This is a genomic window from Streptomyces sp. NBC_00554 (assembly GCF_041431135.1).
Taxonomy (GTDB): Bacteria; Actinomycetota; Actinomycetes; order Streptomycetales; family Streptomycetaceae; genus Streptomyces.
In genome coordinates, this window is the sequence record NZ_CP107799.1 from 9,189,981 (window position 1) to 9,213,613 (window position 23,633).

The window sequence follows — 23,633 nt, forward strand, 5'->3', positions numbered from 1 at the left end:
CACCGATCCTCAAAGAGTGGATCTCATATTCGCGAAATTGGATCCAATATCATGCTCGGTGGTCGCAGATTCCTTCTCGTGTCCCACGCGTTAAAGGCGTGTGAACCGAGCTGTGGGAGCGCGCCGCCCGTCAGCGGTCGTGGCGGCGCATCAACTCCGGCCAGACCACGGGGTCATGACCGGGAACGACTTCGTAGCCGCGCTCGGCGGCGATGCTCTTGAGCCGGCGGATGGGCTCCACCGTCCGCGCGGGATCGACCCCGATGGATGCGCCGATGGCACGCTCGTGCTCGATGTTCTCGGTCAGGTCGGCGGCGTCGAAAGCGAACACGAAGCCGCCGCCGTCTGCGAGGTCCACCACGAAACTCTGGTGTCCGGGTGTGTGCCCGGCGGTCAGTACGGCGGTCACCCCGGGCGCGATCTCCACGTCCCCGTCGGCCTGTTGCCAGTCGATACGGGGATCGTCGAAGTCGACCCGGAAGATCGAGTGGCGCTCCACCTCCGGCTGCCCCGAGAGCCCGTAGGCCAGCTCCGCGCGCTGCACGTGCACCGGCACCCGGCCCGCGAAGTGCTTCAGCCCGCCCGCATGGTCGGCGTGCAGGTGGCTGACGGCGACCGCGTGGATCGAGTCCATCGCGATGCCGGCCGCGTCAAGGGCTTCCTCCAGCGGCTCGCCCGGGCCAGGCAGGATGGGCCGGTAGGCGGGGGAGCCGTAGAAGCGGCGCCGCAGCGCGGGGTCCCGGATCAGCGCCGTGTTGAACCCGGTGTCGAGCAGCAGCCAGCCGCCGTCGCACTCCAGGAGAACGGCGGGCACCGGTTCGCGCAGCCGCTCCTCGTACGGGGCGCCGTGCACCGAAACCGACTTGGGGAGTTCCTCCCAGCCGAGCAGCAGCGGCACGATCCGCCGCACGCCCCGTAGTGTCACGTGTAACTCCCTGCTGGTAGACAGGATCAAGCACCAGGAGAACTGGTCTTCAGGATCCATAATCTAGATATTTGGATCCCAAAATGGGTTGCCGACAAGTAAAAACGCCCGCACACGGCGAACGCCTCTGTGCCCCCGGGCGAGCGGAGGCACAGAGGCGAGCGATGACTACGACGCGGTCTGGCCGGTCACGTCGGAGATCCTCCACCGCTGGTTGGACCCGGAGTTCGGGGTCCACACCGTGACGGCGGATCCGTCGGCGGTGGCCTGGCCGCCTACTTCAAGGAGCCTGCCGGTGGCGGCGTTGACCAGGGTGAAGGTGCCGTCGCCGGTGGTCGACGCGATCCACTGGACGGCCTTGTCGCACGGGCCGGTGTCCGCTTCCAGTACCGGGGCGCCGTCACGAACCGCCAGGCGCTTTCCTTCCGTCGGGTTGGTGACCACGTACCGCTGCCGGTTGCCGGTGTCGCTGCCGATCGGGCGCACCTGCCACCGCTGACCGGTGCCGACCGCATCCGAGCCCGCGGTCCTGATGACGAGCTTGGTGCCGTCGGCCGCCACGGTGAGCGCCTTGCCGCTCTGCACGCCGGTCAGCTCGTAGGTGTGGCCCTTCCGCAGCAGGGCGGCATCCTTGGCCACGCCCGACACGCCCTTGACGAGGAAGGAGGTCACGGACTGCGCGGGCACGGTGATGGTCGCCTGTCGGCCGGTGACCGCGACGGGGGTCTGCCGTGCGAGCTTGCCGTCGGCGCTCGTCACGACGGGCGTCACGGTGGCGTTGCGGGCGATGTGACCGAACTTGGACAGGTCGATCGTGACCGCGCGGGACTCCGTGGTGCTGTTGACGTGGACGACGGTCGCCGCGTTGCCCTTCTTGGCGACCGCGGCGGTGCTGGAGGTGTCGTCGGTCTTGATCAGCCGGTCGCCGGGCTTGATGAAGTGCGTGAAGTTGCGGGCGGTGTCGAACTTCGTGTTGGTGTAGATCGGGCAGGTGGCCAGGGTGTCCGCGGAGGTGCAGCTGAACGACAGCTGGACGCTGCCCCAGTTGCCGCCCTTGGCCGACTCCCCGCCGGGCTTCATGTTGTCGTAGTCCTCGACGGGCTGCCAGAACACCCAGGCCTTGGGCTCGAGTTCGCGCAGGTCGTTGACCATCTGCTGGGCAAGGCCGAGACCGGGTCGCATGTCCGTGAAGCTCTGCCCGTCGCCCCAGTCGCCCTCGACCTCGCTCATCCACAGCGGCTTGTCCGCCGCCTTGGCCAGGTCGCGCACGGTGGTGCGCTGGCCGGTGCCGTAGGTGTGGACGTTCATCTGGCCGACGAGATCGCGTACTTCCTGGGGGTAGCTGTTCCAGTTCTGCGCGAAGAGGCTGGAGTTGGTCTCGTCCATCGCGGAGATGTCCGTACCGGTCTTCGCCTTCTTGAGGGCGGGAGCCAGCGCGTCGATGACCTTCTGCTGGAGCTCGGGGCCGATGTGAGCCCCTTCCTGACGGCCGCCGACGGGCTGGCCGTCGGCTCCCAGACGCGTGCTCCAGTAACCCGTGTTGGGCTCGTTGAACGGGTCGAGGGTGTCGACCTTGATGCCGTGCGCCTTCTCCAGCAGTTTGGTCGCGCCCGCCAGATAGGCGGCGAAGTCGTCGACGGAGTCGGCCTTGAGCTGGTCGGCGTTGGCGTTGAACCCGCCTGAGACGTAACCGCTGTTGGTCATGAACCAGGGCGGCGAGTTGCTGAACGTCTCCCAGTGGGTGATGTCCTTCTTGATCCGGTCCACCCACCAGCGCTGGGTGGCGTCGGCGTCCGGGTTCCAGTCGGCCGCGTCGTCCGCGCTCCACCAGTCGGTGTCCTCGCGGGTGGTGCCCGCCGGGGCCTGCCACCAGCCCTGGACCGCTCCGCTGGCGCGCAGGTAGTCCTGCACGTCGGGGGCGTTGCCGCCGCCTATGTTGTAGCGGGCGATGTTGAGCGCGAGGCCGTCGTCGCCGAAGAGGAGGTCGGCCAGTTTCTCCCGTATCTCCGGGGGGTAGTCGCCGGTCGCGTTGGCGAACCAGACCAGGCTGGTGCCCCAGCCCTCGAAGCTCTCCGCCTTGTACGAGGGGTCGGGCTGGACGGTGACAGCGGCCGCCGCCACCGTCTCCGCGCTCGTCGGTGGGGCGGTGACCAGGGCGGCCCCGGTGGCCAGTGCGGTGACTCCGATGGTTCCCAGTAGCCGTCTTGTGCGGGTACGGCGTGCCAAGGTGTGCTCCCAACTCATAGATGGTCGCTTCAACGGACCGCCGTGCCCCACGGGCACAGGGCACGACGGTGTGCCCCTCGGATCAGGGGGTCAGAGGGCGGGCTGTCGCAGTACGGCGACCTCCCGCGGCGGCAGAACGAGCGCACCGTCGGTATCCGCGCGGCCGACCAGCACGTCCCCGGCGAGCCCGGGCAGCGGCACCGGCTCGTCGGTCCGGTTGACCAGGAAGAGATAGCGGCTGCCGCCGCCGCTTCGTACGGCCAACTCGACGCGCCCTTGCGCGACTTCGGGCAGCTCGCTGTGCACGCCCGCGTGGGCGAGCAGCCCCGGCAGCAGGCCGGCGAGGCCGTCCGCGCCGAGCCGGGTGGAGATGTACGCGGCCGAACCCCCGCCCACCGCACGGCGGGTGATCGCGGGGCGCCCGGCGTACGTACCGCTGCGGTAGTGGGCCAGCACCTCCGCCTCGGGGTCGGTGACGCTGATCCGGTCGGTCCACAGGGTGCCGGTGGCGGCGCCGTCGAGTTCGACCGATTCGCCGTCGAGCAGCGGACCGAACTCCTCGATGCGGATGCCGAGCAGGTCGCGCAGGGCTCCCGGGTAACCGCCGAGCCAGATGTGGTCGTTCTCGTCGACCACGCCGGAGAAGTACGTGGTGACCAGGTGGCCGCCGTGCTCGACGTACCGCGTGAGTTCCTTGGCCAGCGCCGCGGGGACCATGTGCAGCACGGGTGCGATCAGCAGCTCGTACCGGCCGAGGTCGGCCTGCGCGGTGACGACGTCGGCCCGGATGCCGAGGGCGAGGAGGGCGGAGTACCAGTCGAGCCCCTCCCGGCGGTAGTCGAGGAGGGCGGTGGGGTGGGAGTCCTGCTCGCTCGCCCACCACGACTCCCAGTCGAAGACGATTCCGACTCGGGCCGGCTCACGCTCGGTCCCGGCGACCGGAGCCAGCGTCTGCAGGGTCTGCCCGAGGCCGGTCACCGCGCGGAAGACGTCGCTGTCGGATCCGGCGTGGGGCACCATCGCCGAGTGGTACTTCTCGGCGCCGGCCGCCGACTGGCGCCACTGGAAGAAGCACACGGCGTCGGCGCCGTGCGCGACGTGCACCAGCGAGTCACGGGCCAGGTCGCCCGGGCGCTTGGCCACGTTGACGGGCTGCCAGTTGACGGCGCTGGTGGAGTGCTCCATGAGGAACCACGGGTGTCCGCCGGAGATGCCGCTGACGAGGTTGGCGGAGAAGGAGAGCTCGTCCCGGTCCTGGGGGCCGGGCATGACGTAGTGGTCGTTGGAGACGAAGTCGATCTCGCCCGCCCAGTCGGCGTAGTTCATGCCCTTCGTGCCGCCCATCACCATGAAGTTCGTGGTGACCGGAACCCCGGGCGTGATCTCGCGCAGCAGGTCCCGCTCCGCGCGCAGATGCTCCTTCAGCGCGTCGGAGGAGAAGCGCTTGAAGTCCAGCTGCTGCGTGGGGTTCGGGTGGGAGGCGGCAAGACGCGGCGGCAGTATCTGCTCCCAGTCGCTGTACTTCTGGGACCAGAACGCGGTGCCCCAGGCGTGGTTGAGGCCTTCGAGCGTGATGTAGCGGGCGCGCAGCCAGTCGCGGAAGGCGCGGGCCGCGTCGTCGGAGTAGTCGTAGACGTTGTGGCAGCCCAGCTCGTTGGAGACGTGCCAGGCCACCAGCGCGGGATGGTTCGCGTACCGCTCGGCCATCTTCCGCACCAGGCGCAGCGCGTGGGTGCGGAAGACGGGCGAGGTGGGGCGCCAGTGCTGCCGCGCCCCCGGCCACACCGTCTCACCGGAGGCGGTCACCGGGAGTATCTCCGGGTGTGCCGTGGTGAGCCAGGGCGGCGGGGACGCGGTGGCGGTGGCCAGATCGACCCCGATGCCGCCCGCGTGCAGCAGGTCCATGACCTCGTCGAGCCACCCGAAGTCCCACTCGTCCTGGGCCGGCTGGATGCGGGCCCAGGAGAAGATCCCCACGGAGACGACGTTGACGCCGGCTTCGCGCATCAGCCGTACGTCCTCCTCCCACACCTCACGAGGCCACTGCTCGGGGTTGTAGTCGGCGCCGTAGGCCAGGCGGGGGGTGGCGTCACCGTCCGGCCCGTGCAGCTGGGACAGGAGGGTGGAGATCATGGTGGTCCTTCCGGTGTTTCGCGCGGGGGAGGCGTGCGGGCGTACGTCGACTACTCGACGGTGAAGCCCTGCTCCTTGCCGTACTTGATGGAGGCGTCCTGCCAGGACTTCAGGCCGTCGATGAGCTTGGTGTCGGAGATGTACGCCTTGCCGACGGTGTCGTTGAAGATCGAGTTGGCGTACTGCTGGAAGGGCAGGTACGACCAGTCGGCGGCGACGTTGGCCGCGGAGTCGGCGAAGATCTCGTTGGCCTTCTGCCCGCCGAAGTACTCGAACTCCTTGTTCTGGAACGCGGAGGCCTGCAGTTCCGCCTTGGTCGCCGGGAAGGCGCCCTCGCCGATGCGGGTCTGCACGCCGGCGCCGGAGTTGGCGTACTCGACGAAGGCGTAGGCGAGTTCCTTGTTCTTGCCCAGCGTGGGCAGGGCCAGGGAGCTGCCGCCGTTCTCCGCGCTCGCCTTGTCGCCCTTGGTCCACTGCGGCATCGGAGCCGCGCGCCAGTCGCCGGCGGCGTTCGGCACGCCGGTGACGAAGTTGGCGGGCATCCAGGCGCCCGTGGTCAGGGTGGCGATGGTGCCGTCACCGAGACCCTTGTACCAGTCGTCGGTCCAGCCGTTGATCGGCGAGACGAGCTTCTCGTCGATGAGCTGCTGCCAGGTGTCGGTGTACTTCTTGGCGCCCGCGTCGTCGAAGTTGATCGTCACCTTGGTGCCGTCGACCTTGTAGGGGCGCGAACCGGCCTGCCACAGCATGCTGGTGGTGAAGCCCGCGTCGCCGGCGTCGTTGGCGATGTAGACCTTGGGGTCGGCCTTGTGCAGCTTGCGGGCCGCGTCGACGTACTCGTCCCAGGTGGTCGGGACCGCGATCTTGTATTTGTCGAAGACCTTCTTGTTGTAGAACATCGCCATGGGGCCCGAGTCCATCGGCAGGCCGTAGACCTTGTCACCGTCGCTCACGGCGTTCCACGGACCGGGGGTGTACTTGGAGGCGAGCTTGTCGGCTCCGTACGGGGCCAGGTCGCTGAGGCCCTTGGTGAGGGAGTACTGGCTGAGCGCGAAGTACTCGACCTGCGCGATGTCGGGCACGCCCTTCCCGGCCGAGATGGCGTTCGACAGGGCGGTGTAGTGCTTGTCGCCGGACCGCTCGCTGACGAGGTTGATCTTGACCTTGGGGTACTTCTTCTGGAAGTCGGCGGCAACCGTCTTGAGCGTGGGCTCCCAGGCCCAGACCGTGACCGTGCCGCCCTTCTTGAGGGCCGCCTGGATGTCCGAGGCGGAGACCGGCCCCTGGCTGGAGCTGTCGTCGTCGGAGCCGCCGCAGGCGGTCGCTCCCAGGGCGAGGACGGAGAGGAGGGCGATGCCGCGCATCAGGCGGCGAGTCGTTCTGCGCATGGTGCTTCCACTTCTTCGTGGGCGGGACAGGGCGAGGGTGAATGAGGTGCGGTTGAAGCGGTGTGGGGCCTGAGGGTGGTTATTCCTTGACGCTTCCGGCGGCGAGCCCGGACTGCCAGAACCTCTGCAGCAGCAGGAACGCGGCGATCAGCGGCACGATGGTGAGCAGCGAACCGGTGATCACCAGGTTGAAGATCACGTCGCCGCCGATCGTCTGGGCCTGGTTGTTCCAGGCGTCCAGGCCCAGGGTCAGGGGGTACCAGTTCGGATCCTTGAGCATGATCAGCGGCAGGAAGTAGTTGTTCCAGGTCGCGACCGTGGTGAACAGGAGGACGGTCACGGTGCCGGGGGCGAGCAGCGGCATGGCGACCTGGAAGAAGGTGCGCACCTCGCCCGCTCCGTCGATGCGGGCGGCCTCGAGCAGTTCGACGGGGATGGCCTCGGTCGCGAAGACCCACATGAGGTACAGGCCGAAGGGCGAGACCAGCGAGGGGATGATGACCGCCCACGGGGTGTCGGTCAGGCCCATCTTGCTGAACATCAGGAAGGTGGGCACCGCGAGGGCGGTTCCCGGGACGGCGACGGCACCGATGACCACGGCGAAGACGGCGCGCTTTCCGGGGAAGTTGAACTTCGCCAGCGCGTAACCGCCCAGGATCGCCAGGAGGGTTGCGCCGCCGGCGCCGAGCACGACGTACAGCAGGGTGTTCAGCAGCCAGCGGACGAAGATGCCGTCGTGGTACGTGAACGTCTGGCTGATGTTGTCCCAGAGGGCGAAGTCGTTGCTGAACCACAGTCCGGAGGAGTTGGCCAGTCCGTCCATGGTCTTGGTGGCGCTGATGACCAGCCACACCAGGGGCACCACGGTGTAGAGCAGGATCAGGCCGGTGAGCACGGTCAGCAGCACGCTGCGCTTGCGGCGCCCGGGGGTGTGTTTGCGGGGCGTGCGCAGTCGGGGCGCGCTCTTGGTCGTGCCGGCGGCCGGGACGGATGCGGACTGGGAAGCGGTGGTGACAGGGCTGCTCGTGCTGCTCATTGGGTCACGCTCCCTTGCGCATGCCGCGGAGCTGCACGACATAGGCGATGACCATGGTGATCAGCCCCATGATGATGGCGACCGCCGCGGAGTAGTTGTGCTGCTGGCCGTTGAATGACAGCGAGTACGTGTAGTAGTTCGGCGTGAAGTCCGTGGTGATGGCGTTGCGCGCCAGCGGCCGCAGGATGCTCGGCTCGTTGAAGAGCTGGAAGCTGCCGATGATCGAGAAGATCGTCGCGATGACGAGGGCGCCGCGGATGGCCGGGAGCTTGATCGCGCTGATGATGCGGAACTGCCCGGCGCCGTCGATCTCCGCGGCCTCGTACAGCGAGTTCGGGATGACCCGCAGCGCGGAGTAGAAGATCAGCATGTTGTAGCCGATGAACTCCCAGGTGACGATGTTGCCGATCGACGCCAGGACCAGGTCGGAGGAGAGCGGGTCGGGCAGGCTGACGTCGAAGGCCGAGTTGATGTCGCCCACCAGCCCGTACTTCGTGCCGTACATGAAGCCCCACATCAGAGTGGCGACCACGGCGGGCACGGCGTACGGCAGGAAGATCGTGATGCGGAAGAAGTCCGTGCCGTACAGGCGCCCGCTGTCCAGGGCGAGGGCGATCAGCAGGGCGATGCCGAGCATGATCGGCACCTGCACGGCGAGGAACAGCGCCACCCGTGTGAGGGAGGACCAGAACTGGTCGTCCTGCAGGGCCTGTTGGTAGTTGTCCAGACCGACGAAGCTCGTGCCGCCGATCAACTGGTCCCTGAAGAGGCTGAGGTAGATCGAGTACACGATCGGCGCCAGGAACACCAGGGCGAACACGGCCACGAAGGGCCCGATGAACCCCCACCCCGTCCAGGAACGGCGGTCCCGTTTCGCCGGCGGCCGGTCGTGTCCTGATACCGCCGCAGGGGGCTGAAGCGTCGTCATGTCGTTCCTCGCTCGTCCATCTCGGAACCGGCGTCGCACGGCGCCGCGATGTTTGCGTAAACATCTCGCCCCGGGATGAGCCGTGGGCTGTTATGTTTACGTAAACATCTGATGGCGGCATGTCTACACTGCCCCAATGTCGGTGGTCAAGAGTCGTCTGATGTAACGGCAATTGCGACTTGGGTAACAAGGGAGACAGGTGGATACCGCGGACAGCGCCTCGGCGAGTACGGATCGGATACGCGTGCGCGCGGAGCAGCGGGCCGGGCGTCGCACTCAGCGGGTGTCCATGGCTGATGTCGCCCAGCTGGCAGGCGTCTCCTCGCAGACCGTCTCCCGGGTGTCCAACGGTTACGCGGGCGTCAACGAAGAGACCCGGCGCCAGGTTCTCGCGGCCATGAAGGAGCTGGGCTACCGGCCCAACAGCGCCGCCCGGGCCCTCAAGCGCGGCGAATTCCGCACCATCGGTGTCATCACCTTCAACCTCTCCACCACGGGCAACATGCGCACCCTGGAGGCGATCGCCACCTCTGCGGCGCAGGAGGGCTACGCCGTCACGCTCCTGCCAGTCGCCGTGCCCACCCAGGACGAGGTGCGCGGCGCCTTCTCCCGGCTGGGCGAGCTCGCCGTCGACGCCGTCATCGCCATCATGGAGGTGCACCTCCTCGACGCGGCGACCATCTCCTTGCCGCCCCACGTCCAGGTCGTGGTCGCCGACTCGGATGCCGGTGACCGCTACAGCGTGGTCGACACCGACCAGGCCGGGGGAGCACGTGCAGCCGTACGGCACCTCCTGGACCTCGGGCACAGCACGATCTGGCATCTCGCCGGCCCCGAAGAGTCCTTCGCGGCGCAACGCCGTGAGGATGCCTGGCGCGCCGGACTCACCGAGGCGGGCTGTGTGCTGCCGCCCGTCGTGCGAGGCGACTGGTCGGCGGAGTCCGGCTACCGCGCGGGACTGCGGCTCGCCGACGAGCGGTCCTGTACGGCGGTTTTCGCCGCCAACGACCAGATGGCACTGGGCCTCCTGCGGGCCTTGCACGAGCGCGGCCGGAGAATCCCTGAGGACGTCAGCGTCATCGGCTTCGACGACATCCCCGAGGCCGGCTCCTTCCTGCCTCCCCTGACCACCGTCCACCAGGACTTCGCCGAAGTGGGACGCCTGTGTGTCGAGGGTGTTCTGCGGCGGATGCGGCACAAGGGGGCGGAGCACGGCACCACGCTCGTACCCACGAAACTCGTGGTGCGCGACAGTACGGCGCCGGCTCCCGCTCCTTAGTGCGGGGTGCGCCGCCGCGACGCTGAAGTGACGTTCGTGGTGGCTGTTTTGATGGAGTGTCAGGGTGGCTGGGGTCGGTCTTGCGGGTGGTGTCGGCCGGAGCCCGCGAAGGGGTCGAAGCGGCTGACGGTCTTCCGGAAGTCGTCCGGAAGTCGAGTGGAACGGGTGCGGGGCGGCGGTGCGTCAACGTTGCCGTTGCCATTGCTTCGGCAGCGGCAACGGCGTGGCGGTGAGCCCGCCGCTCCTTTCGCCGCGGTGAGCCCCCTGCTCGCACCGTCGCCCGTTACCTGAAGCCGGTCATTGCTCGGTCGCCCATCGCCGCGAGGGCGGTGGCCGGTTCGGGGGCGCCCCTATGCCGCGAGCCCCTTCAGGCGTGCCTGACAGTGTCCGCCGCCCCCGGGTAAAGAGCCCGTCATGAAATACGCGTCACCTACCTTGACACCATACCTACTAAGAAGGTTTCTTGGTCTCAAGGGCGACCGGACGTGAAAAGGGAACATTCCGCAACGGGACCGCGGAAGAGCCTCGCTTCGGCCGATCGCACACATCCTTCACGCCCCGCTCCGCACCAGCCCGTCGACCGGGCGGTCGTGCTCGGTTGGGCACCGGACAACGGAGGACCCGCGATGAAGATCGCTCCGTTCGACGAGAACGCGTTCAAGATGGACCATCCCAGGGGGACGGTCTCGTTCAACTACCTGCTCATGGGCGACCGGAGCAGGCCCATGGACAACTACCGCTACATCCTGGGCCGTCAGGAGGCCGATTTCCTGATGCCCCGGCACTGCCACACCTTCGAGCAGATCCGTCTGCCGCTGGTCGGCGACATGAACCTGGGCGAGCAGGGCATCCTGCGCGAGGGCGAGGTCGGCTACTTCCCCGAGGGCCAGACCTACGGCCCGCAGGACGACCCGCTGACCGACCCCAAGCAACTGCAGCTGGTGCTCCAGTTCGCCGGCGCCTCCGCGCTCGGTATGGGCGCGGGCCGGGGACGCGGCCCGGACAACAAGGAGGCCCAGGCCGAACAGCGCGCGGTGCGCGAGCAGCGGTTCCCCAAGCCGCGCTACAACGGCGTGGTCATCAGCAACCCGGACCACCTCAACTGGCTGCCGCTGGCAGGCTGGCCGGGCGTCAAGCGCAAGCCCGTCGGCACCTACACCGAGCGGGAGTTCTGGATCGAGTTCCTCAAGATCGACGCCGGAGCCGAATGGGTGTCGCAGAGTGAGGACGCCCGCCGCCTGACAGTCGTCCTGTCGGGCGCGGGCACCATCGAGGACACCCCGGTCGCCAAGCTCGGTGCGGTGGACGCCGGCCCCGGGGACAAGGTCCGCTTCGCGGCCACCGAGGAACTGATCCTCTTCACCGTCGGCCTGCCCCCGATCCAGCAGCCCGTCGAGCCCGACGACGACAAGTTCGTCACCTCCCTCACCGACGGCGGCATCCGGTTCGAGAACCCGAAGGACGCCGCCGACGGCTGAGTTCTCCCTGGCGGGCGGCGCCCCGGCGACATGGGCTGCGCGTGCTCTCCCGGGCTCCACCCCTACCCACATACCAAGAAGACCTCCGGCCCCACCCTCTCGATCCGACCACTCCCTCACCGACAAGACAAAGGAGCGACAGACATGAGTGGACTGAGCGTGACCCAGGCTTCGGAAATCGTGGACGCGGCACTGAGCCACGCACGTGAGCTGGGCCTGCGTCCCCTGACGGTCACCGTGCTCGACCCGGGCGGTCACCCGAAGGTCGTCAAGCGCGCGGACGGTGCGGGCATCCTGCGCCCGCAGATCGCCCACGCCAAGGCATGGGGCTCCCTGGGTACCGGCCAGGGCGGCGCCGTCGGAGCCCGCCACGCCACCCGCGACCCGGCCTTCTTCGCGGCGCTGGCCTCGATCTCCGAGGGGCGGATCGCCTCGTCCAAAGGCGGTGTGCTGATCCGGGACGAGCACGGCGAACTGCTCGGCGCGGTCGGTGTCAGTGGCGACCGGCCCGACAACGACGAGGCCGTCGCCGTCTTCGGCGTGGAGAAGGCCGGCCTGGTCGCCGACGCGGGCTGACCGCTGCCCCTGGCCGGGCGCCCTGTATCCCGACGGCATCGAACTCGCCGTACGAACCATGCCTTTCGGCAGTGAAGTGAAGTTCCAGCCGCCTCTTGCTCGGCCCACAGGGCACCACTGGCTTTCATGACCGGCACTTTCAGGAGAGGTGCCGCTGGTCGGGGCCCCGAATTCTTCGAATTCCGGACCAAGCCGTGCGGGAGTCCGCGAGCCGCGAGACCGGGACCTGAAGAGTCGCGAGATAGGGACCTGAAATGAACAACCGAAGCAGCGTCGCTTCATCGAAAGTACTGTCCGGCACCGTGAGACGGCGCATGGGCGGGATCACGGCGGCGATCGCGCTGACGGCGGCCGCGGGTTGCGCGGGCAACACCAATCCCGGTGCGGGTGAACAGATCACCGTGTCGGTCTCGATAGCGGCGCCTGCGAATGCCCCGATCTTCCTTGCCGACGAACTCGGCTATTTCGAGGACGAGGGCCTCGACGTCAAGGTGCAGATCATCGCGAACGCCAGCCTGCAGATCGCCACCGGCAAGGTGCAGTACGGCGCCGTCAACACTTCCACGGTGATCCAGGCGGCGGCGCAGGACACCAAACTGCAGCAGATCTGTGTGACCCAGGTGGACCCCTCCTACATCCTCGCGGTGAGCGACGTGGCATGGGAGCGGAACAACATGAACGACTCCATGTCGCTCAAGGAGATGCTGGCGGCCCTGGAGGGCGAGAACATCACGGCGATCGGCGGCCGCACTGTCAATCCCGGTGCGAAATTGCTGGAGAGCCTGCTGAAGAAGGAGGGCCTCCCCGCGGAGTCGATCGGCGTGCTCTCGCAGGCCAGCACCGCCGCGTCGACAGCCGCGTTCCAGAAGGGCCAAGTGGGCCTGGTCTTCCAGCCGCAGCCGATCCCCGACCAGGTTCTCTCGGTGGCGCCCGGCCGCATCATCTACGACACCGGGAGCTCCGATCTGTTCTCCGAACTGAACGGGGTCTCCTGGTCGGGAATCGGTTCCTCGACGACCTACGCGGCCGAGCATCCCGACATCAGCGAGAAGATCTGCAACGCCATCGGCAAGGCCAACAACTACCTGGACGAGAAGCCCGAAGAGGCCGCGAAGACCCTGCACAAGGACATGAACTCCTTCGACGAGAAAGTCCTCGCGGACAGCATGGAGACCTACAAGTGGGCCAAGGACGCGGCCATGAGCGAGGAGCAGTTCGCCAAGAGCGTCGAAGTCCTCGCCGAACTCGGCATGTTCGAGCAGCCGTCCGCGGAAGTGCTCGACGGTGCCTACACGGCGGACTACCAGAAGTGAACCGGTGCGGAACGTCCGCACAGTTTGTGCTGACGCCGGGACAGGGACGAGTCGGAGGAAATGATGCAGGATCTCGGTACTGAGCGGCCGGCGGTGATCCTCGGAGATCTCACGCACCGGTTCGTGACTCCGGGTGGAGAGATGATGGACGTCCTCCAGGACGTGTCCGTCACGGTCCGCGAGAAAGAGTTCTTCACGGTCGTCGGACCCAGCGGATGCGGAAAGAGCACCCTGCTGAACATCGCGTCCGGTCTGCTCCAGCCGACCGACGGGACCATACGGTGCCTCAAGGGCGACCGGGAGTTGCAGAAGCTGGAGATCGGATACATCACCCAGGACTCCAATCTCTTCCCCTGGTTCACCGTGATCGAGAACATCATGATGCCGCTGGAGATCCGCAGGATTCCCAAACCGGAGCGGGTCGAGCGCGCCAGGGAATGGATCAAGATCGTCGGCCTGGAAGGCTTCGAGAACCACTATCCGCGGCAGTTGTCCGGCGGTATGCAGAAACGCTGCTCCATCGCCCGCACCATGGTCTACGAGCCCGAAGTGCTGCTCATGGACGAACCCTTCGGCGCGCTCGACGCGATCACGAAGCAGACGATGCAGAAGACCGTTCTGGACCTGTGGCAGCGCCGGCAGACCTCGGTCATCTTCATCACCCATGACCTGACCGAGGCGATCGCCCTCTCGGACCGCGTCGCCGTCATGACCGGCCGCCCCGGCCGGATCCGGCGGACGGTGGACATTCCCCTCGCACGGCCCAGGGACGTCTACAACATCACGGATCAGACGGGCTTTCAGGAACTGCGGCAGGAGCTGTGGAGCCTGCTCGAATCCGACATCGAGACCGATCTCAAGGGCTGAGCAGAAACCGATCTCAAGCCCTGAGCAGAAGGAGAGCACGATGGCTGTCGTCGGCGATCACGAACCACTCACCATGCGAGGGGGCCGGGTGGTCCGGCCGAAGAATTCCAAGGGGCGTCCTCGCGGACGTCACGGCACGAAGATCATGCTCGGGCAGTTCGGCATCGTGCTGCTGTTCCTGGGGGTCTGGCAGCTCCTCAGCGGCCGCGTGATCGACTACTTCCTCATCAGCAACCCGGTCGACGTCGTGGTCAAGCTGTACAACGTCCTCGGGGACAGTGCGATGCACGGCCACATCATGGCCACCGCCCAGGAGTTGGTGCTGGGGTGGGCGCTCGGCGCGTCCGCGGGTGCCGTGGTCGGCTGGGCACTCGGCGCGGCCAAGACCGCCGGCGAGATCATGGAGCCGATCCTCAACGCGATCAACGGGATCCCCAAGGTTGCCCTCGCACCGATGATGTTGCTCTGGTTCGGTCTCGGCATGGGGTCGAAGATCGCGATCGCCAGCATGATCGTTTTCTTCCTCGTCTTCTTCAACGTCTACGCGGGCATGCGCAATGTGCCGAAACCGCTGGTCGAGGTGGCTCGCGCCATGGGCGCGTCGCGCATGTTCGTGGTGCGCAAGGTGGTTCTGCCCTCCGTCAGCGTTCCGCTGTTCGCCGGGCTGAAGGCCGGTGTGTCGTTCGCGATGATCGGCGTCATCGCCGGCGAGTTCATCTCGGCGGACAAGGGCCTCGGCTACTACTCCATGACCTCGACCCAGCAGTTCGACCCGTCCGGACTGTTCGCCGCGCTGGTGATCATCGTGGCGATGGTGGTGTTCGGGAGTTCGCTGATCGGTGTCTTCGAGCGCCGGGCGCTGAAGTGGCAGCGCGACTGACCGGGTGACGCAGCCGAGGGAGCCCGGGGGCCGTGGAGCGGCCTGCCGGGCTCCGACAGGGCCCGTAGGGAAGAACACAGAGACACTGGGAGAGGGTCGTATGCCTTCCTGGGCGCCGAGTTGCGGGGGCGCGGAGTGAGCGGCGGCGGCATCGTCGTCAAGCAGACGACGGCCGTCAGCGTGGTCTACGTCGCCGCTGTCTTCCTCAACGTGATGGACACGACGATCGTCAATGTCGCTCTGCCGAGCGTCGGCCGCGCGTTCTCGGTCCCGTCCACCTCCGTCGACGCCGTCTCCATCTCCTACCTCGTCAGCCTCGCGGTGTTCATTCCGGCGTCCGGCTGGCTCGGTGACCGATTCGGCGGGAAGCGGATCCTGCTGACGGCCCTGGCGGTGTTCACGCTGGGGTCGGCGCTGTCCGGGCTCGCGACGAGCCTCGGCGAACTCATCGCCTTCAGGCTGCTCCAGGGAGCGGGGGGCGGCATGCTCGTTCCGGTCGGCATGGCCATGATGCTGCGCAGTTTTCCGCCGGGGGAGCGCGTGCGCGTCTTCGCCGTACTCAGCATGGCGAACGCCGTCGCCCCGACGATCGGTCCGTCGCTCGGTGGTCTGCTGGTGACGGAGTTGTCGTGGCGCTGGGTGTTCTTCGTCAATGTCCCGGTCGGCTGCGCCGCGCTCGTGTTCGGTGCGCTGTTCCTCCGCAACTCCGTCCAGGAGGAGCCGGGACGGTTCGACCTCCTGGGGTTCCTGCTCGCGGCGGCGGGTCTGGGCCTGGCGATGTACGGGCTGTCGCAGGGACCCGATCTGGGGTGGACCGCCCGGCCTGTTCTGGTCGGCCTCGTGGTCGGTGCGGCGCTGCTGGGAGTTCTGGTGGTCGTCGAGTTGCGTTCCCGCGCGCCGCTGATCGACATCCGTCTGTTCCAGGACCGGTTGTTCCGCTCGGGGAGCGTCGTCATGGCGCTGGAATCGGTCGCGTTCCTCGGTGTGATCTACACGGTGTCGCTCTATCTGCAGGACGGGCGGGGACTCAGCCCGCTGGCCTCCGGCCTGAGCATCCTGCCGCAAGCCTTGGGCGTCATGACCGGTTCCCAGGTCGCCAGCCGGTTGCTGTACCGGCGGCTCGGACCGCGCCGGCACCTTGTCGTCGGCGTGCTCGGGTCGAGCCTGTCCATGGCCTTGCTGGCGGTGTTGAGCGTCCACGGCCCCCTGTGGCAGGTGTGGGTCACCCTCTACCTCGTGGGTTTCGGGGTGGGCCAGGTGTTCGTGGCGACCCAGGCGGCGTCGTTCGCGACGGTCTCGGCCGCCGCGTCCGGACGGGCGGCGACGCTGTTCAACGCCGGCCGGAGGCTCGGCGGTGCGGTGGGTATCGCCGTGGCCACCACCGCCCTCGTTCTCGTGGGCGTGGACTCGCCCGCCGACGGGCAGCCGGCCGGCGACGGCGCCGCCTACCGGGTAGGTTTCCTCGTCGCCGCGGCGGTCAACCTGCTTGCCCTTCGGGCGGCTTGGGTGGTCCGCGACGCCGATGCGGCGAGCACCGTACCGGAGGCGCGTCCGCGGCGCCCACGCCGAGCCAGGTCGGGGTGAAGGACAGCCGGGACCACACGTGACCTCTGCCGCGCTGGTCAGGCAGCAGCCCAATTTCCTATGGGATTGTGACCGTTGAGCCTCGGTCCGCTCGCGCGGCAACCGTGCCGGGCTGCGCCGTCAAAAGTCTCTGGACGTGCCACGACAGGCCCTCGAAAGCCCTCAAGTCGCCTACTTTTGTCGGATGTCTTGACGCGGATCAGTGCCTGAAGGAGCATCTCAGCGCCAATATCCTATGGAATTCGGGTGGAGTTGTGACGCCATACCTCCGTATCGGGCCCCTCTTGTCCAGTGCTGTCGCCGCGGCGCTGCTCGCAGGTGCCTTGACGGGATGCACCCTGAAGAACTCCGGGGAACCGGCCGCCGGGAGCACGGCCACCGAGGCGGGCACAGGGAACGGGTCGGCCGAGCTGGCCGACGGATCCGCCGTCAAGGTCGCGCTCGTCCCCGGTGGCGCCCACCCGTACTTCCAGGTGTGGAAGACGACGGGAGCCACCGCGGAGAAGGAGTACGGGCTCGGGGACCTGACGTTCAACGAGACCGCCGAGTGGGACCAGCAGAAGCAGAACAACCTCCTGTCCACGCTCGCGGCACGCGGGTACAACGCGTTCGGCGTCTTCGGTGTCTCGCCGACCGACATCAACAGCACCTTCGCCGACCTCAAGTCCCAGGGTTTCGCGGTGGCTTCACTCGCCTCGTGCCCGGCCGGTGACGTGAACGAGGCGGACTTCTGTCTGTCCACGGACGTCGAGGTCGCGGCCTACAAGGCCACCCAGGCCACGATCGAGGCCATGGGCGGCAAAGGCGCACTGGTCCACCTGACCGGCAACAACGTCGACGCCAACACCCAACTCCGCATCAAGGGCGTGGAGAAGGCGGTGCAGGAGACCAAGGGCAAGGTCACACTCCTGCAGACGGTCACCGACATCGACAAGGACCTGCAGACCGCGCAGAAGGCGGTGTCCGACCTGCTGGCCGCCAAGGGCAACGAGATCCAGGGCATTGTCACCACCGCGTACAACCCCGCGGTCGCCGCGGCCGGAGCGGTCCAGAGTTCGGGATCGAAGGCGAAGGTCGTGGCCATCGACGACGACGCCAAGATCATCGGTGCGATCAAGGACGGCTCCGTCAGCGCCACGGTCGTACAGAACCCGGTGGGGCAGGCGGACGTGGGCACTTGGGCGCTCGCGCTGCTGCAGAGCAAGCAGTGCGTGATGCGTGATCCGGGCGTGGTCGTCGACTCCGGATCCTTCGTGGTCACCAAGGCGAATGTCGCCGGCTACGACAAGGAGCGGCAGAGCAAGACCGCCGACCTCAAGAAGCAGTTCGCCGACGAGCTCCTCAACTGCGGCTGACCCGAACGTCGCCACTCAGCCGCTGTGCCAACACGGCCACCGACCACGGCCATTGACCAGGGAGACCCGGACACCCCCATGAGCATCATCACGACCGCCACGGCCAGGCTGGCCGACATCCCCGTGGAGCAGAACCGCACCGACGCGGTCCAGGCGTTCATCAAGCAGGAGACGATATTCGTCGACCTCGCCACCGACGACGGCCTGGCCGGCATGGGCTACAGCTACACCATCGGCACCGGCGGCTCCTCGGTCCTGGCGCTGCTGAACGACCATCTGCTCCCCGCCCTGCCCGGCCAGGACGCCCGTAACGTCGAGGCCCTGTGGCAGCGCCTGTTCGCCCGGACACGGGCGACCGCCGTCGGAGCCATCACCTCGCTGGCCCTCGCCGCGGTCGACACCGCCCTGTGGGACCTGCGATGCAAGCGGGCCGGCGAGCCCTTGTGGCGGCTTGCGGGCGGCCACCGCCAGGAGATACCGCTGTACGACACCGAAGGCGGCTGGCTGCATCTGAGCACCGAGGACCTGGTCAAGTCGGCCGTGGCGGCCCGCGACGCCGGGTGGGCCGGCGTCAAGATCAAGGTGGGCAAGCCGCACCCGGCGGAGGACGTCGAACGGCTGCGCGCGGTCCGCGAGGCCGTCGGGCCCGCGCTGCACATCATGACGGACGCCAACCAGTCCCAGACGCTGTCCTCCGCCGTGCGACTGGCCTCGGCGCTCGAACCCCATGGACCGTTCTGGTTCGAGGAACCGATGCCGGCCGACGACGTGAGCGGCCATGCGCGCCTCGCCCGTGCCACCAACGTACCGATCGCGGTGGGGGAGACCCTTTACTCGCTGGGGCAGTTCCGCCAGTACCTGGAGGCCGGAGCCGCCTCCGTGGTGCAGGTCGACGCGGCCCGCGTCGGCGGCATCACCCCCTGGCTGAAGGTCGCCCACCTGGCAGAGGCGTACAACGTCATGGTCTGCCCGCACTTCCTGATGGAACTGCATGTGAGCCTCGCGGCGGCGGTGCCCAACGGCATGTACGTCGAGTACATCCCGCAGCTGAGGGCGATCACCCGCACCGAACTGACCGTGCGCGACGGCCGAGCGGTGGCGTCCGACGAACCGGGCATCGGCATCGACTGGGACCACGACGCGATCGACGACCGGAGGGTGGCATGACCACGACCTCGTCACCCCCCGCGGACACCGACCGGCCACCGGTGTCACAGCGCCGGACTCCCCGGCGCCGCATCCTGGCCCCCCAGCAACTGGGCCTGCTCGGACTCGTCGTCGCGCTCGTCATCGTCTTCGGCTTGCTGCGCCCGGCCTTCTTCGACGCCAGGCTCGTCCTCTTCCCGCTGCTGCGCGACATCTCGACGCTGACCGTGGTGGCACTGGCCCAGATGGTCGTCCTGTCCGTGGGGCACATGAACCTGGCCGTGGGCCGCATGGCCGCGTTCGGCGCCCTGTTCGCCGGGTTCGGCTACGACCGGCTCGGACTGCCGCTGTCCGTGGGCCTGTTGGTCTGCCTGGTGGCGGGAGCCCTGATCGGTGCCCTGACCGGATGGATCATCGCCCGTACCGGCGTGAGCTCCTTCGTCGTGACGCTCGCCATGGACTTCGCCCTCCTCGGGCTGGTGTCCCTGCTGTACTCCGCGCTCACCGACAACGCCGCCTTCACCAGCACACCGTCCGGGATGACGGAGCTTCGTCAGTACTCGCTCGCCGACATCTGCGTCGGTCCCGTCTGCGGTTCACCGGCGATTCCGCAGCTGGCCCAGTTCACCGTGCTGGCCCTCGTCGGACTCGGCTTTCTCTACCGCTACACCCGTACCGGCAGGGAACTCCTGCTGACGGGCGCCAATCCGGCCGCCGCGGAACTGTCGGGCATCCCCACCGCCCGCCGGGTCATCACGGCTCACATGCTGTCGGGCCTGCTGGCCGCGCTCGCCGGGTTCATGGCCGCCGTCAGCACGGGAACCTTCCGCGCCTCCATCGGGGACGACTTCATGCTGCCGTCGTTCCTCGGCGCAGTCCTCGGCGGCACCCTGCTCACCGGCGGCGTCGTCTCGGTCATCGGCGCTCTGCTGGGCACCTCGCTGGTCGGCGTCATCCGCAAGGGCCTCGACCTGCTCGGCGTGGGGTTGGAGAGCCTCAACATCTACCTCGGCTGTGTGCTGCTGCTTGCCCTGTCCGCCGACCGGGTGCGCCACATCGTCAGCTACCGAAAGGTGGTGCGCTCGACATGACGACCTCCGCAACTCCCCCTGCCTGGAAGGCCGAAGCCCTCTCCTCGCTGCGACGCTTCTCCCGCTCCACCTCCCTGACCCTGCTCTGCGTCGTCGTGGCCGGGTACATCGGCCTGGGTGTGGCGTCGTCCGGTTCCTTCTTCGAAGGCAACTCGGTCCGGACCTTCCTGCAGTACCTGGCGACCCCCATCCTCATCGGTCTCGCGCAGATGGTCTGCCTGTGCGTCGGACAGCTCAACCTCGCGGTCGGCGCCCTGGGCGGATTCACCGCCTGTGCCATGGGCGTCCTCATGGCCGACGCGGGTATGCCGGCCGGCCTGGCCGTCCTGATCGGCGTGCTGATGGCCACGGCGATCGGCGCTCTCACCGGTGCGTTCATCGTGGTGACCCAGATCAACGGGTTCATCGTCACCCTCGGCACCATGACCATCCTGCTGGGCGCGCAGTACCGGCTGGCCGGGACCCGTACCGTCGACGGCTACTCCGCCACCCTGCGTGATCTGGGCACGGCCGCGCCCGCGAACATCCCGCTCGTCCTCGTCACGGCACTGGTCGTGGCCGCCCTCCTCGCCGTGTTCATGCACCGGGGGATCGCGGGACGGCGACTGCTCGCGGCGGGCGGCAATCCGCTGGCCGCACGGCTCTCGGGCATTTCCACCGACCGCCAGATCGTCCTGGCGCACACGCTGTCCGGCCTGCTGATCGGAGTGGCCGCACTGATCGCGACCGCCTCGCTGCCCGGCGTCAACCGCAGCGTCGGCGGCGACTGGCTCCTGCCCAGCTTCGCGGCCCCCATCATCGGCGGTGTGGCCCTGACCGGCGGGTCGGTGGCGATTCTCGGGACCGTGCTGGCCGCCTTCGTCATGCGGCTCATCGACAGCGCACGTGCCGAGTTCTCGCTCGATCCGAGCTGGGTCAACTTCCTGATCGGCGTCGTCGTCCTCGCCACGGTCGTCGGAGGCCGCCTCCACCAGTCGCACCTCAGCACCGCACGCCCGCACAAGGATGGGCAACCGCCCCCCGACAACCGGGCGGCGCCCGCCGCCACCCTGCCGAGCACCGGGGGTGCCCAGTGAGCGACGTACTGCTGGAGTGCGAGGACATCGTCAAGGTCTTCCCCGGGGTGCGCGCCCTGGACCAGGTGGCCCTGCGCCTGACGGCGGGAACCGTGCACGCCCTTCTCGGTGAGAACGGCGCGGGCAAATCGACCCTGATCAAGGTCCTGACCGGGGTCCACGCCCCGGACGGCGGCCGTCTGCTGCTGGGCGGCAGCGAGGTGCATCTGCGGACCCCACTGGACGCCACCCGCGCCGGCATCGGCGTGGTGCACCAGGAGCGCAATCTGATTCCCGCCTTCTCCGTGGCGGAGAACATCACGCTCCTGAAGCCCCCCTCACGCCGCGGCCTCATCGACCGCGGGGCCATGACCGGCCCGGTGGAACACTGTCTCCGGGAGGTCGGGCTCGACCTGGACCCGCACACGGTCGTCAGTGAACTCTCCGTCGCTCAGCAGCAGTTGGTGGAGATCGCCAAGGCGCTGCACACCGACAGCCGGGTACTCCTGCTGGACGAACCGACCGCGTCCCTCTCGCCGCAGGAGGCCGAGCGGCTCTTCGAGGTGATCCGGCGACTGACGGCCCGCGGCACCTGCGTCGTCTTCGTCAGCCACAAACTGGAGGAAGTGTTCGCGGTCTGCGACACCGTCACCGTGCTGCGCGACGGGCACTCCGTACTGCGGTCGGCCCCGCTCGCCGAGCACACGCACGACGAGATCGTGAGCCTGATGGTGGGCCGCACCCACGAGGCCTCCGCACTCTCCCCGCGGACGGTGGACCGGACCGCGGAGCCGGCGCTCTCCCTCACGGGTGTCGCCACCGCGGCGGGCCACGCCGGCATCAATCTTGATGTCAGGCCCGGAGAGATCGTCGGGCTGTACGGTCTCGTCGGCGCCGGCCGCAGCGAACTGGTCCGGGCCGTCCTCGGCCTCGAACGCGTCACGGCCGGCGAAGTTCGTGTGTACGGCGAGCCGGCGAAGATCTCCTCCCCACGTCAGGCACTCCACGAGTACGGAATCGGCTATCTCACCGAGAACCGCAAGGAGGAAGGCGTCTTCCTGGAACAGCCGATTCTGCGGAACATCACCGTCACCGTGTGGAAGAAGCTGGCGCAGGCCCTGGGGTACGTCTCCGACAAGCGGGAAAGAAGCGTCGCCGAAGACCTTGTCGAGCGGCTCGGCATCCGCATCGCCTCACTGGAACAGAACGCCGGTGAACTGTCCGGCGGCAACCAGCAGAAGGTGAGCCTTGCCAAATGGCTCGCGGCGGACACCCGGCTGCTCGTCGTCGACGAACCGACCGTCGGTGTCGACGTCCGCACCAAGCACGCCTTCCACGAACTGATCTGGGAGCTCGCCCGTGACGGCCTGCCCATCCTGCTGATCAGCAGCGACCTCGGAGAGATGGTGACGCTGGCCGACCGCATCGTCGTCATGGCGGACTACCGGATCCGGGGAGAGACCGGGAACGAACACGACTACGAGCGTATGAGCGGCCAGGTCATCCGCCTCATCCACGGACAGGGGAACGCGACGAGGGACTCGGACCGCGACTCGCAAATCCCTATATGATTCACAGGCGTTACTTGGACCGGAATGCTCAAGGGGAGGCGGGACATGCTGTCGGAAGAGCCTCACGTGCCGGAGGGTGCGGCCACCGAAGCGGTCCCGCCGCCCCGGGTCCTGCCTCAGCGCCAGGTCCTGGCGGACAGTGTGTACGAGGCCATCAAGGCGATGGTGATGGACCACAAGATCAAGCCGGGGGCCCGGGTGGGCATCGAGGCGCTCGCCCGCTACCTCGAGGTGTCACCCACGCCGGTACGCGAGGCCCTCGCCCGGCTGGAGGCGGACGGCCTGGTCACCAAGCGGTCCCTCGCCGGCTATCGCACCACCGACCTCCTCACCGTCGAGGGCATCGAGGAGCTCTTCGAGATGCGGCTGCTGCTGGAACCGCACGCCGCGGCGCTGGCGGCCGAGAGGGCCGATGAAGCCCAACTGGACCGGATAGAAGCGCTCATGGAGGAGATGCGGGGCGAACCCGAAGAGGGCGGGAGCTATGCCGTGTACGGCCGGTTCGCCTCCCTCGACCAGCAGTTCCACGACGCGCTCGCAGCGGCCTCGGGGCGCGGTCTGCTCGCGGACGCCGTCGAGCGGCTCCACGCGCATCTCCACATCTTCCGCCTCAGCGCCATCGCGGGTGCGGGCCCGGCGACGGTCGCCGAACACGACCGGATCCTGCGAGCCGTACTCAGGCGCAACGCCGACCGCGCCGCACAGTCCATGCGGGAACACCTGCAGAGCAGCCTGGAGCGCCAGCTGATCTGCTTCCGCGAAGGCAACTGAGCCGGCGAGCCGGCGGAGGCCCTTCCGCGAA

19 protein-coding genes are annotated in these 23,633 nt (G+C 68.1%); 13 read left to right on the forward strand and 6 right to left on the reverse strand.

Annotated elements, in window-relative coordinates:
• Nucleotides 1-130: 130 nt before the first annotated feature.
• The 6 genes from OG266_RS40780 to OG266_RS40805 form a co-directional block, all read right to left on the reverse strand.
• On the reverse strand, nt 131-925 hold the full coding sequence (locus OG266_RS40780) for an N-acyl homoserine lactonase family protein (RefSeq protein WP_371551960.1): 795 nt from the start codon (nt 923-925) through the stop codon (nt 131-133).
• A gap of 168 nt (nt 926-1,093) precedes the next feature.
• Nucleotides 1,094-3,151 (reverse strand): glycoside hydrolase, encoded by a 2,058-nt coding sequence (locus tag OG266_RS40785; RefSeq protein WP_371551961.1) that lies wholly within the window; start codon nt 3,149-3,151, stop codon nt 1,094-1,096.
• Nucleotides 3,152-3,241: 90 nt separating this feature from the next.
• On the reverse strand, nt 3,242-5,284 hold the full coding sequence (locus OG266_RS40790) for a beta-galactosidase (protein ID WP_371551962.1): 2,043 nt from the start codon (nt 5,282-5,284) through the stop codon (nt 3,242-3,244).
• A gap of 50 nt (nt 5,285-5,334) precedes the next feature.
• On the reverse strand, nt 5,335-6,672 hold the full coding sequence (locus OG266_RS40795; RefSeq protein ID WP_371551963.1) for an ABC transporter substrate-binding protein: 1,338 nt from the start codon (nt 6,670-6,672) through the stop codon (nt 5,335-5,337).
• A 79-nt stretch (nt 6,673-6,751) separates the two neighbouring features.
• Nucleotides 6,752-7,708, reverse strand: coding sequence for a carbohydrate ABC transporter permease (locus OG266_RS40800; protein WP_371551964.1), 957 nt, complete (start codon nt 7,706-7,708; stop codon nt 6,752-6,754).
• Between the two features lie 4 nt (nt 7,709-7,712).
• Nucleotides 7,713-8,636, reverse strand: coding sequence for a carbohydrate ABC transporter permease (locus OG266_RS40805; RefSeq protein WP_266469392.1), 924 nt, complete (start codon nt 8,634-8,636; stop codon nt 7,713-7,715).
• A gap of 199 nt (nt 8,637-8,835) precedes the next feature.
• On the opposite strand from OG266_RS40805, the gene OG266_RS40810 reads away from it, so the two are divergent.
• The 13 genes from OG266_RS40810 to OG266_RS40870 all read left to right on the forward strand — a co-directional run bounded on the left by OG266_RS40810 (nt 8,836) and on the right by OG266_RS40870 (nt 23,602).
• A complete protein-coding gene (locus OG266_RS40810; protein ID WP_371551965.1) occupies nt 8,836-9,915 on the forward strand; it encodes a LacI family DNA-binding transcriptional regulator in 1,080 nt (359 codons plus the stop codon).
• 626 nt (nt 9,916-10,541) lie between these two features.
• Entirely contained in the window at nt 10,542-11,393 is an 852-nt protein-coding gene (locus tag OG266_RS40815; RefSeq protein WP_371551966.1) for a hypothetical protein, read from the forward strand.
• A 144-nt stretch (nt 11,394-11,537) separates the two neighbouring features.
• Nucleotides 11,538-11,969, forward strand: coding sequence for a heme-binding protein (locus OG266_RS40820; protein ID WP_371551967.1), 432 nt, complete (start codon nt 11,538-11,540; stop codon nt 11,967-11,969).
• Between the two features lie 302 nt (nt 11,970-12,271).
• Nucleotides 12,272-13,282: an ABC transporter substrate-binding protein gene (locus tag OG266_RS40825; RefSeq protein WP_266469399.1), complete on the forward strand. Its 1,011-nt coding sequence runs from the start codon at nt 12,272-12,274 to the stop codon at nt 13,280-13,282.
• Between the two features lie 60 nt (nt 13,283-13,342).
• Complete coding sequence (locus tag OG266_RS40830) at nt 13,343-14,149, forward strand: ABC transporter ATP-binding protein (RefSeq protein WP_371551968.1); 807 nt, start codon at nt 13,343-13,345, stop codon at nt 14,147-14,149.
• 40 nt (nt 14,150-14,189) lie between these two features.
• Nucleotides 14,190-15,029, forward strand: a complete 840-nt coding sequence (locus OG266_RS40835; RefSeq protein ID WP_266469403.1) for an ABC transporter permease — start codon at nt 14,190-14,192, stop codon at nt 15,027-15,029.
• Nucleotides 15,030-15,164: 135 nt separating this feature from the next.
• Complete coding sequence (locus tag OG266_RS40840) at nt 15,165-16,613, forward strand: MDR family MFS transporter (protein WP_371551969.1); 1,449 nt, start codon at nt 15,165-15,167, stop codon at nt 16,611-16,613.
• Between the two features lie 323 nt (nt 16,614-16,936).
• The gene (locus OG266_RS40845; RefSeq protein ID WP_371551970.1) at nt 16,937-17,968 is read left to right on the forward strand and encodes a sugar ABC transporter substrate-binding protein; all 1,032 of its coding nucleotides are present in this window, start codon (nt 16,937-16,939) and stop codon (nt 17,966-17,968) included.
• Nucleotides 17,969-18,046: 78 nt separating this feature from the next.
• Nucleotides 18,047-19,135, forward strand: a complete 1,089-nt coding sequence (locus tag OG266_RS40850) for a mandelate racemase/muconate lactonizing enzyme family protein (RefSeq protein WP_266469407.1) — start codon at nt 18,047-18,049, stop codon at nt 19,133-19,135.
• The gene (locus OG266_RS40855) at nt 19,132-20,205 is read left to right on the forward strand and encodes an ABC transporter permease (RefSeq protein ID WP_371551971.1); all 1,074 of its coding nucleotides are present in this window, start codon (nt 19,132-19,134) and stop codon (nt 20,203-20,205) included. The genes OG266_RS40850 and OG266_RS40855 overlap by 4 nt, the downstream gene beginning before the upstream one ends.
• Entirely contained in the window at nt 20,202-21,281 is a 1,080-nt protein-coding gene (locus tag OG266_RS40860; protein ID WP_371551972.1) for an ABC transporter permease, read from the forward strand. The genes OG266_RS40855 and OG266_RS40860 overlap by 4 nt, the downstream gene beginning before the upstream one ends.
• Complete coding sequence (locus OG266_RS40865) at nt 21,278-22,831, forward strand: sugar ABC transporter ATP-binding protein (RefSeq protein ID WP_371551973.1); 1,554 nt, start codon at nt 21,278-21,280, stop codon at nt 22,829-22,831. Before OG266_RS40860 ends, OG266_RS40865 begins: the two co-directional genes overlap by 4 nt.
• Before the next feature lie 45 nt (nt 22,832-22,876).
• Nucleotides 22,877-23,602, forward strand: a complete 726-nt coding sequence (locus tag OG266_RS40870) for a GntR family transcriptional regulator (RefSeq protein WP_371551974.1) — start codon at nt 22,877-22,879, stop codon at nt 23,600-23,602.
• Nucleotides 23,603-23,633: the final 31 nt, after the last annotated feature.